14 protein-coding genes are annotated in these 12,329 nt (G+C 56.0%); 1 reads left to right on the top strand and 13 read right to left on the bottom strand.

Annotation, left to right across the window (positions count from 1 at the left end; genetic code table 11):
• Nucleotides 1-201: 201 nt before the first annotated feature.
• The 13 genes from Q0Z94_RS09395 to Q0Z94_RS09335 all read right to left on the bottom strand — a co-directional run bounded on the left by Q0Z94_RS09395 (nucleotide 202) and on the right by Q0Z94_RS09335 (nucleotide 11,130).
• Nucleotides 202-843 carry a flavodoxin family protein gene (locus Q0Z94_RS09395; protein ID WP_298069087.1) on the bottom strand — a complete coding sequence of 214 codons (642 nt, stop codon included), beginning with the start codon at nucleotides 841-843 and terminating at the stop codon, nucleotides 202-204.
• A 39-nt stretch (nucleotides 844-882) separates the two neighbouring features.
• Nucleotides 883-1,965 carry an alpha/beta fold hydrolase gene (locus Q0Z94_RS09390; protein WP_298069085.1) on the bottom strand — a complete coding sequence of 361 codons (1,083 nt, stop codon included), beginning with the start codon at nucleotides 1,963-1,965 and terminating at the stop codon, nucleotides 883-885.
• Nucleotides 1,966-1,978: 13 nt separating this feature from the next.
• Entirely contained in the window at nucleotides 1,979-2,866 is an 888-nt protein-coding gene (locus tag Q0Z94_RS09385; RefSeq protein WP_298069083.1) for an alpha/beta hydrolase, read from the bottom strand.
• Nucleotides 2,867-3,033: 167 nt separating this feature from the next.
• Nucleotides 3,034-3,864, bottom strand: a complete 831-nt coding sequence (locus Q0Z94_RS09380) for an SDR family oxidoreductase (RefSeq protein ID WP_298069081.1) — start codon at nucleotides 3,862-3,864, stop codon at nucleotides 3,034-3,036.
• Between the two features lie 58 nt (nucleotides 3,865-3,922).
• Entirely contained in the window at nucleotides 3,923-4,885 is a 963-nt protein-coding gene (locus Q0Z94_RS09375; protein ID WP_298069079.1) for an aldo/keto reductase, read from the bottom strand.
• A 14-nt stretch (nucleotides 4,886-4,899) separates the two neighbouring features.
• Nucleotides 4,900-5,439 carry a flavodoxin family protein gene (locus Q0Z94_RS09370; protein WP_298069078.1) on the bottom strand — a complete coding sequence of 180 codons (540 nt, stop codon included), beginning with the start codon at nucleotides 5,437-5,439 and terminating at the stop codon, nucleotides 4,900-4,902.
• A gap of 9 nt (nucleotides 5,440-5,448) precedes the next feature.
• Nucleotides 5,449-6,150 (bottom strand): flavodoxin, encoded by a 702-nt coding sequence (locus Q0Z94_RS09365; RefSeq protein ID WP_298069076.1) that lies wholly within the window; start codon nucleotides 6,148-6,150, stop codon nucleotides 5,449-5,451.
• Nucleotides 6,151-6,227: 77 nt separating this feature from the next.
• Nucleotides 6,228-7,079: an aldo/keto reductase gene (locus tag Q0Z94_RS09360; protein WP_298069075.1), complete on the bottom strand. Its 852-nt coding sequence runs from the start codon at nucleotides 7,077-7,079 to the stop codon at nucleotides 6,228-6,230.
• A gap of 81 nt (nucleotides 7,080-7,160) precedes the next feature.
• Entirely contained in the window at nucleotides 7,161-7,643 is a 483-nt protein-coding gene (locus tag Q0Z94_RS09355) for a cupin domain-containing protein (protein ID WP_298069073.1), read from the bottom strand.
• Nucleotides 7,644-7,721: 78 nt separating this feature from the next.
• Nucleotides 7,722-8,777: an alpha/beta hydrolase gene (locus tag Q0Z94_RS09350; protein WP_298069071.1), complete on the bottom strand. Its 1,056-nt coding sequence runs from the start codon at nucleotides 8,775-8,777 to the stop codon at nucleotides 7,722-7,724.
• 30 nt (nucleotides 8,778-8,807) lie between these two features.
• Nucleotides 8,808-9,542, bottom strand: coding sequence for a carboxymuconolactone decarboxylase family protein (locus tag Q0Z94_RS09345; protein ID WP_298069069.1), 735 nt, complete (start codon nucleotides 9,540-9,542; stop codon nucleotides 8,808-8,810).
• Nucleotides 9,543-9,885: 343 nt separating this feature from the next.
• Nucleotides 9,886-10,968 (bottom strand): AraC family transcriptional regulator, encoded by a 1,083-nt coding sequence (locus tag Q0Z94_RS09340; RefSeq protein ID WP_298069067.1) that lies wholly within the window; start codon nucleotides 10,966-10,968, stop codon nucleotides 9,886-9,888.
• Between the two features lie 39 nt (nucleotides 10,969-11,007).
• On the bottom strand, nucleotides 11,008-11,130 hold the full coding sequence (locus Q0Z94_RS09335; protein ID WP_298069065.1) for a hypothetical protein: 123 nt from the start codon (nucleotides 11,128-11,130) through the stop codon (nucleotides 11,008-11,010).
• Between the two features lie 563 nt (nucleotides 11,131-11,693).
• Here Q0Z94_RS09335 and Q0Z94_RS09330 point away from each other — a divergent pair.
• Nucleotides 11,694-12,299 (top strand): recombinase family protein, encoded by a 606-nt coding sequence (locus Q0Z94_RS09330; protein WP_298069063.1) that lies wholly within the window; start codon nucleotides 11,694-11,696, stop codon nucleotides 12,297-12,299.
• The last annotated feature ends 30 nt before the right edge of the window (nucleotides 12,300-12,329 follow it).

Genomic DNA, 12,329 nt, shown 5'->3' with positions numbered 1-12,329 from the left:
TATCGGGAAAAGCTGACCGCTTAGAATCAATGCCACAGGGGCTTTTTAGATGTCTACTTGACAGGGGGCAGACCAGGTTGGAGGTTTTCTTTTAACCACAAATGGCGCGGCCCTCTGGCAGGACACCGCGCCATAGAGTTGAGGACTGGAGAGTTTCCCCTTGCATGAGGGTTCTATCTCCTCGTTCCTAATCAGAATAACCTACTCACAGTGCCGAATAAAATTTGTGAGGGTAACAGGTTCTCTTTTAGGGAGGGGAACTCCGGCTTTCTGTGCGGCCTCCCTGCATTTGAGATGGTACGCCATGTTTCTTGCCAGAGTGCGCATGGTCTGCATCCCTTCAATATCCTGCCGCACCTCATCGGGGTTCATGCCATGCACAAGGTTCCAATACTGCGAAGATATGACCGGCATTTGCAGCAGGCCGAAGTATTTGTTTAGCTGTTCAAACGTTGCCGTGGTTCCGGCGCGCCGTGCGGAAACTACGACAGCGGCGGGCTTCAGGTAAAAAAGATCCTGGCCTGAATGGCTTCCCGCATAGAAGACGCGGTCCATAAAGGAAGTGATGGCTCCCCCCGCTGCGGCCCAGTGTACGGGAGAACCGAAAATATATCCGTCAAAATTCGCCGCAATGGCCAGAAAGTCATTCACTCTGTCATTAAAGACGCACCGTTTGAGCGTGAAACACTTCAAACAGGCAAGACATCCTGCAAGGGGCTTTATGCCTATCCAGAAAATTTCTGCGCCTATTCCTTCCTCTTCAAGCGTGTTCTTTACTTCTGAGAGTGCCGTGTATGTACACCCATGTTCATGCGGGCTTCCATTAACCAGAATAACATTCATGATACAGCCTCCTTGGTCTCTATGTCCTTTGGGAAAGTGTCAATCCAGTCCCTTTTCATGCAGCCAGTCTGCAAGATGTTCCGCCACCTTCTCATTATTCAGGTCGGAAAAGGGAAAATGGGTATTGCCGGTCAGTCCGGCTTCGGGCAGGTGGATGACCGTGGCATCGCCGCCGTGCCGATTTACGGCGTCCGCCCACAGCCGCGCCATACACAGGGCGGCCCGCCAGTAATCCTGGTGGGGCTGGCTGACAGGTTCAGCCGGGATATTGTCGCCATAGTAGATGACGATGGGTATTCTGGTCAGCGTCATAAACTGAGCCGGCGGCACTTCTCCGGCGCTGAGCGGACCGAAGGAACTGGCATTGGCCATGGGAGCGGGCACTTCCCCTTCAGGGAAGACAAAACCGCTGCCCGGTTCGTACGCCACGATACCGCGCACGTTTTTGCTTTTCATGGCGGTAAGCCAGCCCGGCCCGCAGCCCTGAGAATGAGTAACCAAAATACCGTCACCTGCACGTTCAAAGACGGCGGACAGTGCGTCAGAAATAACTCCGGCGTCATAGGAACCGGTACTTGGCGTCATCTGACGGAAAAACTGTTCCAGCGCCTCATCGCCTCGGGCAAATTGCGTGTTTTCGAAGAAATCCGGCCACAGTCCCATGCGGAACTGCCCAAACCAGAACTGTTCATCGGGCGTTGCCTCGACCGCAGCAGAAACGGTGCTGCGACCGGCCTCTCCCCGTCTGGGCTGATCCACCAGGTACACGCTGTAACCGCGCCGCAGGAAGATATTCTGAAAGCCTTCACGCCCGTCGGGGGTCGTTTCCCAAGTTCTTGCGGACTGCCCGGCTCCGTGCAGAAACACCAGGGGATATTTCCGGGCATCCATCGGTTTTTGGTAGAACACAGAGGCATGGTCGCCGTGCAGTGTCTGCCCTGCGGCCTGAGGATGCAGCGGGTCATAGGGTTCTTTGGCGGAAATGAGCGTACCGCCGGCGGAAAAGCTGCCCTGTTCCTGGATGATAAGAGGGACAAAAGCCTGTTTGGGAACGGCTGCGGCGGATGTTGCCAGCATTCCAGCCGCAAGGAGAGCAAGGGAAAGAAAGGTTTTCATCGACATGCAACAAATCTCCTCATGGAACTTCGGTTGTCATGTGTTTTTCCCAGAAGCGGACGGCGAGTTCCATCCAGCCTTCAGCATCGGTTCCCGTACCGACGCCGAAACCGTGCCCGGCATTGCGGTACAGATGAAATTCGGTATCCACGCCTGCCGCGTTCAGCGCCGCAATCCTGCGCTCCATCATACGCGGGGAGGCTATGGGGTCATCCTCACTGACCACGGCAAAGGTCGGGGGATCACTCTCCGTATAGCGGTCGTGCCCGGTGTAGGCCATGACCACAGTCGCCGGGCGCGGAACGCTGTCTCCGCCAAAGGCCGCCGCGCCGTATGAGCCCAGGTCGGCCGCCATGCGCGCCCCCGCCGAACCGCCCCACACCGAATAACCTTGGGTGGACACCTCCAGTTCTTCCGCATGGCGGAAAATCCAGGAAAGCGCGGCGGCCATGTCTTCATAGGCCACTGTCGGGCCGCCGGTGCGGTAGTGCAGAACAAAGGCGTTGTAGCCCTCGCGGCTCAGCACCTCCGCCAGCGGAAAGCCTTCGTGCAGGGAACCGACATAGGCAAAGCCCCCGCCTGGAAAAATTAGGGCAAAGGGAGTGCCGGGCCTGCCTCTGAAATAGAACAGGCCGGTTCGCTCCCGCTTTTCCCGCTCCGCATGAAAAGGGTAAAACACGGTCTTGCCGGTCGTGGCGTCGTCTATCATGCGGTTCAGCGCGGTCGTCACCATGTCGGGCCGCACATGGCTGTGCCAGGGCATGAGCCGCCCGACTTCGCTTAGGGGCAGATCGCTTTGCGCGTCCTGCGGCCTTGGAATCAGATGTGCTCCAAAACCGGCAAAAGCGGGATGATTCACCATGTCGGCGATGGTATCTGATTCCGTAAGCCATAGAGCTTTGTCCATGTTGTCTTCCATACTGCCTTTCGCGGCGGATGTGGCCGAGGCGGAGAAAATCGTTATTCCGACCAGTAAAAATAAGAGGTAGAGAAACTTCATTATGCAGGGAATGAAAAAGGGAAAGTCCTCTGCGTTTTTTAGAGGTAACGACAGGTTTCTGTCTGTACGCATTTTTATTTTTCAGGCTTAAGCGATCCATAGAAGTACGCTGCCGTAGCCCCGCCGTCGATCAGAAAATCCGCGCCGGTGATGAACGCGCCTCTGTCGCTCATGAGCAGCTCTGCGATGTTGGCGACTTCATCAGCCGTTCCGGGCCGTCCGGCAGGGCATTTCGCAAACATATTCCTGTAGAAATCACCTCGCGGCCCGTTAAATTCATCGAGTGCCAGCGGCGTCACGATGATGCCGGGGGAAATGGAATTGATCCGCGCTCCCCTGTCTCCCCATTTGACAGCTTCCGCCATAACTCTTTTCACATTGCAGCGTTTTGCCATCTGGTAGGCATGCAGTGTGTCTCTGATATTTTGGGGCTGAAGGGCTTCCAGGGTAAGCAATTCTTCCGTGGGAGCCGTTGCAAGTTGTTCATCCAGCTCCATGCCGAGGGCAGGCATCCGGTGTCCGGACTGGCTGGAAACAGTCACGCCTGCGCCTCCTTTGCCGATGACCTTGCCGACTTCTTCCAGAAGAACGGCGGTACCGTACAAATCCACTTTCAAAATGGTTTCTATGGAGGCCTGACTGGGAGAAACGCCGGCCGCATTAACGAGCATGGAAATCTCACCATACTGCTGTGCAGTGTCTATCAACGCCAGGATTGACGCACGGGAAGCCAGATCCATTTCAACAGGGACGGCAGTAAACCCCGCCTTGTTCATGATGTCGGCTATTGCTTCCGCATTCTCCCTGCGCTTGTCCCCAATGACTATCTGCATCCCGCAGCCCACCCGGCGGGCTATGGCCATACCGATCTGCCCTGCGCCGGTCAAAAGCATTACCTTTTTCATGGAACTCCTCCTGAGCATTCTCGAATGAATGAAAATATAGCCTTATTATGAAAGGCGGTTAAAAGTACGTTTCATCCACGTCAATTTGAGCCAGTGTGTTGTTTATGGCCGCCAGATCCTCCGAGGAAAGCTCAATGAGCGCCGCCCCCAGATTTTCTTCCAGACGCTGCGGGCTGGTCGTGCCGGGGATGGGAATGATGAAAGGCCGCTGCGCCAGCTCCCAGGCGAGGACAATCTGGGCGGGTGTGGCCTGCCTGCTTCCGGCCAGGTCACGGATGAGATTCAGCAACGCCTGATTGCGTTCCATGACCTCCGGCCTGAACCTCCCCATGAATCCGCGAAAATCGCCTTCTCCGTATACGGTATCACGAGTGAAGCGCCCGCTCAGAAAACCGTTGCCCAGAGGACTGTAGGCGACAAAAGCGATATTCATGGCCGAACACAGGTCAAACAGTCCCTGTTCAGGTTCGCGCCACATCATGGAATACTGGTTTTCCACAGCCGCCAGAGGGCAGACGGCATGGGCGCGCTTCAGGTAGTCAACGGGAGCGTTGGAAAGACCCCACCCCAGGATTTTTCCTTCCTTCATCAGGGCGTTCATGGTTTCCGCGACAACCTCCGGTTCCACATGAGGGTCTACCCTGTGCTGGTAATAAAGGTCGATATGGTCGGTTCCAAGACGGCGCAGCGAGCCTTCCACTTGCCGACGAATGGACGCGGGCGTGCTGTCCAGCAGATTGACCGGCTTTCCATTTTCGATGCGCTGCCCCACGATGCCGAATTTTGTTGCCAGCACGACCCGATCACGCAGGGAAGAAAAGGCTTTGCCCAGCAGCTCTTCATTGGCTTCACCATACACAACGGCGGTATCAAAGAAGGTGCACCCCAGGTCCACGGCATGGTGAAGCAGTTTGACCATGTCTTCCCTGGGAGCGGGTTTCCCATAGGCGTGATTCATGCCCATGCAGCCAAGCCCTATTTCCGAAACGGACAGTCCGTTTCCCAGATGACGTTGTTTCATGTCGGTTTTCTCCGCTATACCATGCGGCCCATGGCATAGGCTTCCTGCATGGCGGGTCTGGATTCGATTTCGCCCGGTTCGTACACGCCTTTCCCGCAGATGATGCCGCGTTCGACGGACCCCTTGAGGCATTTGGCAAGCCCGCGAAGGCATTCAAGCGTACAATCCATGACGGTGTCGCTTTCCTCAGCGGCGGTCATAATGTAGTAAAATTCCTTGTTCTTGATGGTCAGCCATTGCGCCACGGTGCGGTCGATGAGCGCCTTCAGCTGCGCGTCAATGGAATAGAAATAGACAGGGCTGGCCATGACGACGACATCAGCATGGTTCATTTTATCGAGAATATCGGCCATGTCATCCTTGATGGCGCAGACGCCGCCGCTTTTTTTGCAGTGGTAACAGGCCAGACAATAGCCGATTTTCTTGTCCCGCAGGAAAACCGTTTCCACCTGATGGCCGCTTTCCTCGGCGCCGCGAGCAAAGGCGCGGCACAGTGCGGCGGAATTGCCGTTCTTGCGCGGACTGCCCGCCAGAATGAGAATGTGCTTGCTCATGGTTTCTCCTTATTTTTTCAGTCCGATTTCCTTCAGCCATTCCGCCACGCCGGACGGTGCCCGTTCCATACGGCTCCGGGAAAGGGAGTAGCCGTTGCGTATCACGGCCGCGCCGGGCTGTTTGTCCTGTATGGTCTGGATGGTACGGGAAAAGCCGCTGCCCCCGTGGGTGCAGAAGGGAATAAGTGTCTTGCCGGAGAAATCGTACTGTTCCAGAAACGTGTACAGAATCATCGGCATGTCTCCCCACCAGTTGGGATAGCCGAGAAAGATGGTATCGTAGGCTCCTGGGTTTTCAATTTTTCCCGCAATGGCCGGGCGGGCGGCTTGCCTCTGTTCTTTCCTGGCCAGCTCGACCAGTGTGCGGTGGTCCGTGGGATAGGGTTTCTGCGGCAGAATGCGGAAGATGTCACCGCCGGTCATTTCCTGTATCAGCTGCGCCACATACTGCGTATTCCCCAGTACTTTTCCCTGGATGACTACAACGCTGTTGTCTTCCTCGCGTGTCATGCTGTCAGGATTGTCCGTTTCCGGCATGGAAAAATAGATGATAAGGGGCTTTTGCCCCACCGTTTCCGCAAGAGAGGCGGAAAGGGCCGGCAGCGTCGGCGCGAGTACGCTGAACGCAAGGCCAAAGGCGATCAGTTTCATGACGCCGCGTCTGGACAGTTTTGCGGCCGGCAGAGTGGATTCATCATGACGGGATTTCATGCAGCCTCCATAAGCGCTGAAACGCTGTTCCGTGTTGTCCGAGATGAGGCCCTTGCGATTGACCGCCTCGGTGTTTGTCAATCGTGTATCCTGTATTTTTCCAGCAGCAGCTCTCCCAGTCCGGGAGTTTCCGGATCGTGCGTTCCCCTGCCGGTGTCCAGTCCTTGAAGTTCCTGCATTTCCTCCTCTGTCAGGGCAAAGTCAAAAATATCAATATTTCCGGCAATCCTGGCCGGATGTGTGGATTTCGGCAGAACGACGATTCCGTCCTGCACCTCGAAGCGCAAAATAATTTGCCCGGCATTCTTATGATACTTTTGCGCCAGGGCGATGATGAGCGGATGCTCAAGCAGTTTTTTGTCTCCGTGACCAAGGGGATACCAGGCTTCCAGCATCACGCCGTCCGCAGCAAGCAGATTCCGCAGTTTCCGCTGCTGGAAAAAGGGATTGCACTCCACCTGATTGACGGCGGGCAAGGTGTCAAAGTGAGGAACAAATTTTTTCCAGAGAGACGGGGTCATGTTGCTGACGCCTATGGACTTCAGCTTTCCTTCCTTCTGCGCCTCCTCCAGCGCCTTCCATGCGCCTGGTACATCGCCGTAGGGCTGGTGGAGCAGGTAGAGGTCGATGTAGTCCATATTCAGCTTGCGGAGAGACGTCTCAATGCCAGCTCTGGCTGCTTCATAACCGTAATCCTGAATCCAGAGTTTGCTGGTCACGAAAAGGTCTTTTCGGGAAAGTCCGCTGTCTCTGATGGCGCTGCCGACTTCGGCTTCGTTGAAGTAGGCGGCTGCCGTGTCGATGTGGCGGTAGCCTGCGCGCAGAGCTTCTTTGACGGCGTTATAGGTGGAACCGTCACCGGGAATCAGGAATACTCCGAAACCGACGGCAGGGATGGAATTGCCGTCATTCAACAGGATGGTTTTCATTATTGCCGTCTCCTATGGGGTATGCGCTTGGAGTCTGGTTTTTGCCTGCTTTAATGATGGTTGGCCTTAGATTATTGGCTGTTACCGGGCGTTGTATTGTTCATTGGTGACGTTTTCCATCCAGGTCACGCTGTTGCCGTCCAGCCGTTCGCCTATGGCGAGATGCGTCATGGCGTTATTGGGAGCTGCGCCGTGCCAGTGCTTGACGTTGGGAGGGCACAGCACCACGTCTCCTTGCCGGATGACCTGTATCGGCCCGCCCCATTCCTGGGTCAGCCCGATGCCGGACGTGACGATAAGAGTCTGTCCCAAGGGATGGGTGTGCCAGTTGGTGCGCGCGCCCGGTTCAAAAGTAACGTAGGCTCCGTAGACGCGCTGCGGGGCCTGGGTATCAAAAGCTGGATCAACGCGGACGTGACCTGTGAAATTCTGCTTCGGAGCTGCGGCCGAAGGACGGGAACCTCCAGAAATCACAATCTGTCCCTGACTTTCCGCACGAGCCTGGGACATGGTCATAACCCCGGCAAACAGCAGGCAAAGGACGAAAAGGGAAAGGCGTTTCATGGTATTCTCCGTGAAAAGTTCGGCGACAGGGGGAGGGCTTTGACGTCCTCCCCCGTGAGCCGCTTTGTCGGTGACACGTTATTTCAGATGCTTGCCGTAGAATTCCGTGAGCTTGGCAACGGCCTGATCCACATATTCCGGCACAAAGTAGGTTCGGATATGCGTCGCACCGGGAATAAGGAACAATTCCTTGTCGGTGGTTCCCGTCGCTTTTTCAAAGGCTTCTTCGGACATGTACAGCGAGTCGGCCTTTTCCCCGGCCATCATCAGCAGGGGAACATTGATAAGCTCGATATGGTCGGTGGCGTCCCAGCTCATCAGATCCATGAGACTGCTTGTGGTATAGCGGAAGGTGGAGTTGGGGTGACGGTGCGTCTGACCGTAATAGATCATGCCTTCCCGATACAGATCCGTGGGAATTTTGCTGATGCTCTCGTCCGTCAGGGCGTCAAAATCGACGTTGCCGGAATAGCCGATTTCTCCGGCAAGTTCCTTAATACGGGCGTCCGACGCTTCCTTCAGGCGAGCCTGGATGGAATCAAGCTGGGTGTTCATGTAGCCGTTGCGCCGTACCTGGCCGGAATTGAACATGCTGAGTGTGGCCACAGCCCGGAAACGCTTGTCGGACTTGGCGGCGTTCAGCGTATAGCCGCCCCCGCCGCAGATCCCCAGAGCGCCGATGCGGTTGGCGTCCACGCCGGGGTAGGCGCTGATATAGTCAGCCATGCCGTGGATGTCCTCGGTGCGAAACTGAGGCTTGTCCACGTTCCGGGGCGTGCCTTCGCTGGCCCCCTGAAAGGCAGCGTCCGCCGCGATGGTGATATAGCCTTTTTCTGCCAGACGCTGGGCATAGAGACCGGCCACCTGTTCCTTGACGCCGCCGTTGGGGTGCGCCACGACCACGGCGGGATATTTTTTCGTGGCCTCGTATCCGGCGGGCGTATAGACATTGGCCGCGATTTTCAGGCCGTTCAGCGTATAGGTAACCGGATGAATGTTCACTTTGCCCTTGACGTTTTCCATAATAGCCCCCTTGTACACAAGACCGAACGGATTGTTTTCAGCCGCATGTGCGACGCCTGTGAAGGCCAGTGAGGATGCCATAGCCACGACTGCCAGAGAAATCTTGTTCATTTTTGTCTCCTCCCATGCAAAAGCATGATATTATTTTGACTGACTTCTGTTTTTCAAAACAGCAGCCAATGCCTTTTCTGCCAGTTCCGCCTCCGCTTTGCCGACCTTCGTTCCGAGTACAGTGACGAACGCTTTCAGCTGATTTTCACTCCAGCCAACGACCAGACAGCAATTCAGATGAGAACGAAGCTGAGCCTCCGCCGGGAGACTGGCCAGGGCGGAAACCGTGGCCAGTTCCCGTTCCTGAAAACTGAGAACATCACGGCTGAAAATGTCGCCGAAAAGATGTTCCTTCAAAAAGGTGTCAATGACGGGCGCGAACTCATAGACCCGTCCGCTGGCGGGTCTGCCGATAACGGCGGTCTGGTTTGCCGTGCCGATTTCGCGGATGTTCGCCGTATCGGGCAGGGGCGTGGCCTCGCGCCCAACTTCATCGTGAATGCCCTGAGCCTTGCGCTCATCAAGCAAGGCAATAAAGGTGTTCAGAGCCGTCAGGCTGCGAGGAAAACCGGTATAGGCATACATCTGCACCAGCACTTCCCGTATCTCGTTGATGGTCATGCCGTTTTGCAGACCTTCGGCAAGGGCGGTCTTCAGCTTTTCCACATTGCCGTTCGCCGTGAACGCTGCAATGGGGATAACACTTTCCTGCCTGGCGTTCAGAGTCTCTCTGGAAGAGGCACTTTGAGCGTGTGCCACATCTGTCAGACCGGTTGCTGCGCTCAAACAGATACCAAAAAGGGCGATTAAATATTTCAGCAACACAAAGCACTCCTTGTTATGGTGTTTCTTTTCCTTCTTCCCTTTGTCTGATGACAACATAGGTATTCCATGACGGAGACTCCATATCCAATCCGCGCTGTTCTTTGCCGGATTCGACCGATAGAGCCTTTTGCTCTGGGAATTTTGCCCTTGCAGAAGGGCGCTGCCGTCATTTCTCCTGAACGTGCGGCTTTCAGGCTCATTCGATGCGGACGGCTGCTCTCGCGAGCGCCGGAGAGAATGCCTTTTCAAAGGCCATTCGTTTGGGGGATGAAAGGGGTAAAAAGAAGGCGGAAAGCCCTTGCAGGAGAGCTTTCCGCCTGATGGTTAGGGACAGACCGCAGTGTCAGGAGCGTTTTTTAGCCACATCCCTGCGGGGGGGAGCGCCAAACTGGCGCTTGTATTCCCTGTTGAACTGGGAACCGCTTTCATAGCCGACCATGAGCGCCGCTGTTCCCGCGTCCCTGCCTTCCATCAGCATCAGGCGTTCAGCCTCATACAGGCGCAGGCGCTTCTGAAACTGGAGCGGACTCAGGCTGGTCACTTCCTTAAAATGGCGATTGAACGTTGAGGGAGCCATGTTCACGCGCCGGGCCAGCTCCTCCATACTGAGGGACTCCGCATAATGCTTTCGCAGCCAGGAAATGGCCTCCGCTACCTGGTTGGCCTGGGTGCCGGTGGTGCTGAACAGCCGCAGACATCTGCCCTGATTGCCGCAAAGCAGGTAGTAATGGATTTCCCGAAGAATCATGGGAGCGAGCACAGGGATTCGCGACGGCGTATCCAGAAGTTCAACCAGACGGACAAAGGCCTGCAAAAGGTCCTTGCCCGCTTCGTCCACGACAACGGGATTCCAATCCCCTTCCCCGGAGGTCACGAGGGAAGGATCTTCCGTCATCAACTGGGAAATGATGCGCCTGTCCAGCTTGACGGAGAGCGAAAGAAACGGTGCTTGAGGCGAAACGTTCGTGACATGGAACACGCCGGGCATATCGATGCCGACCGTCACGCAGTGCAGCTCGCCGTAATTCGCCTCATGGTCGCCGATCATGGAGCGCTTGAATCCCTGCACGACCAGAGCCACCATAGGGTGATAAAAACAGCGTATGGCGGAAACGTCTTCATCATACCGGCTTAGAGCCAAACCCTCGATGGCGGTTTCCAGCCGTGATGGAGCGGGAAGCCATTTCAGCAAGCCGGCCTTCAGTGCAGCATGTATTCCGTCCTTAGGCGTCGATTCCGTCATGTTCTGCTCCTGTGACCCGCGTTTCTCCGTTGCCGAAGGCGGTTTTCCCTGGTCTCTGCGCTGGAGCGTGGCCACTTCCTCATCACGGTTTCCCACGCCGGGCAATCTCATGTACTCAAACCGGCAGAGTCCCGCATGGCTGGGGATGCGTTCCATCAAATCCTGATTTTCTGCTGCGGGCAAGCGAAAATCCTGGCAATGGACGGAATATCCCAGGAGTATCTATTGATGCGGAAATACCCTGATCCGCGCTGATTCCCGCGCAGCCGCAATCCAGCGCATAGGACGCGGTGCGTTGAAGTCTGTGCTTTCCAAAATGCTTTGTGATACCGCATCGTTCTTCATGAGGATACTCCTCAGATACTCACTATTCTTATTCTTTTCCAGCGGCCATAGGTATGCCGGATTCGCTCTTATTTTTGCCTTATCCGTTCAATGCCTTCACCTCACTGGCCGGCAAGAGGGGAGGGCGGCAAGGACTTGCTGCCGCAATTCCCCCAAAGGGACATTAACGGCTCGAAAACGGTTCGAATGAAGAGTACGGGATTCGCAATCACTGTCTGAAACTGAAAGAGTTTTTATTGAGAGCAGGGGCAGAACGTCCTGCCGGGCGATAACGGCAGCCCTGCTTCGCTGTTACAGAAAAATCCCCATGAAAAGAGTATGGCCTGCGGGAGCGGCGGGAGTTCGCCGCGTTTTTCCGCAGCGTTAGTGTTGAAGGAGAAGCCGTACTATGGCCGCAGGCATGGAGGCGGTGAAGACTCCGGCGTGAAGGATTGGCCGAAGCCGAAGGGCAGGAGGGGCGAGGACTCTTGCGCCCCGCCCGCCGTCTCCGGACACAACAGCACCGTTTCACCGCAGCCGCGCGGCTTCGGGCGCGGGACGGTGAGCGGAGAGGAGGGACCAGCATGACAGAAACCTACGGCTATATCCGCGTATCCAGTACCGATCAGAACGAGATCCGCCAGCGCATCGCCCTTGAGCGGCAGGCCATACGCCATGAGTGTATTTTCATGGACAAGCTGTCGGGCAAGGATTTTCAAAGGCCGCAGTATCAGGCCATGCTCAAAAGGCTCAGGCCGGGCGACCGGCTCTGCGTCATGAGCATCGACCGATTGGGCAGGAATTACGAGGAGATTCTGGAACAGTGGCGGCTGCTGACCCGGGAAAAGCGTGTGGATATCCTCGTCCTCGATATGCCACTGCTCGATACCAGACGCGACAAGAACCTGCTCGGCACCTTTATCGCCGACCTTGTGCTGCAGCTGCTTTCCTTTGTGGCACAGAACGAGCGCGAAAACATCCGCAGCAGGCAGGCGCAGGGCATTGCCGCGGCAAAAATTCAAGGGGTGCGCTTCGGCCGCGAACCGCGCCCTCTTCCACCCGATTTTCCAGAAATTTACACGCTCTGGCGGGAAAACGTCATTTCAACTTCCGAAGCCGCCAAACGCTCCGGCATGGCCCGTTCCACCTTTCGCAACAGGGCGGAATCCTTTGGAAAACAGCACCCTTAACCTGGCGGAAAAGTGTACTTTACCGCCACC

The organism is uncultured Mailhella sp. (assembly GCF_947631555.1).
GTDB lineage: Bacteria > Desulfobacterota > Desulfovibrionia > Desulfovibrionales > Desulfovibrionaceae > Mailhella.
The sequence above is the reverse complement of the archived record's forward strand: the minus strand, read 5'-3'. Positions and strand labels throughout refer to the sequence as shown.

What these genes read in the sequence shown, in the direction of transcription:
- Q0Z94_RS09395 (WP_298069087.1), bottom strand. Translation starts at nt 843, where the DNA reads ATGAATGTTATTCTGGTTAATGGAAGCCCGCATGAACATGGGTGTACA.
- Q0Z94_RS09365 (WP_298069076.1), bottom strand. Translation starts at nt 6,150, where the DNA reads ATGAAATCCCGTCATGATGAATCCACTCTGCCGGCCGCAAAACTGTCC.
- Q0Z94_RS09375 (WP_298069079.1), bottom strand. Translation starts at nt 4,885, where the DNA reads ATGAAACAACGTCATCTGGGAAACGGACTGTCCGTTTCGGAAATAGGG.
- Q0Z94_RS09330 (WP_298069063.1), top strand. Translation starts at nt 11,694, where the DNA reads ATGACAGAAACCTACGGCTATATCCGCGTATCCAGTACCGATCAGAAC.
- Q0Z94_RS09385 (WP_298069083.1), bottom strand. Translation starts at nt 2,866, where the DNA reads ATGGACAAAGCTCTATGGCTTACGGAATCAGATACCATCGCCGACATG.
- Q0Z94_RS09335 (WP_298069065.1), bottom strand. Translation starts at nt 11,130, where the DNA reads ATGAAGAACGATGCGGTATCACAAAGCATTTTGGAAAGCACAGACTTC.
- Q0Z94_RS09380 (WP_298069081.1), bottom strand. Translation starts at nt 3,864, where the DNA reads ATGAAAAAGGTAATGCTTTTGACCGGCGCAGGGCAGATCGGTATGGCC.
- Q0Z94_RS09355 (WP_298069073.1), bottom strand. Translation starts at nt 7,643, where the DNA reads ATGAAACGCCTTTCCCTTTTCGTCCTTTGCCTGCTGTTTGCCGGGGTT.
- Q0Z94_RS09350 (WP_298069071.1), bottom strand. Translation starts at nt 8,777, where the DNA reads ATGAACAAGATTTCTCTGGCAGTCGTGGCTATGGCATCCTCACTGGCC.
- Q0Z94_RS09390 (WP_298069085.1), bottom strand. Translation starts at nt 1,965, where the DNA reads ATGTCGATGAAAACCTTTCTTTCCCTTGCTCTCCTTGCGGCTGGAATG.
- Q0Z94_RS09370 (WP_298069078.1), bottom strand. Translation starts at nt 5,439, where the DNA reads ATGAGCAAGCACATTCTCATTCTGGCGGGCAGTCCGCGCAAGAACGGC.
- Q0Z94_RS09360 (WP_298069075.1), bottom strand. Translation starts at nt 7,079, where the DNA reads ATGAAAACCATCCTGTTGAATGACGGCAATTCCATCCCTGCCGTCGGT.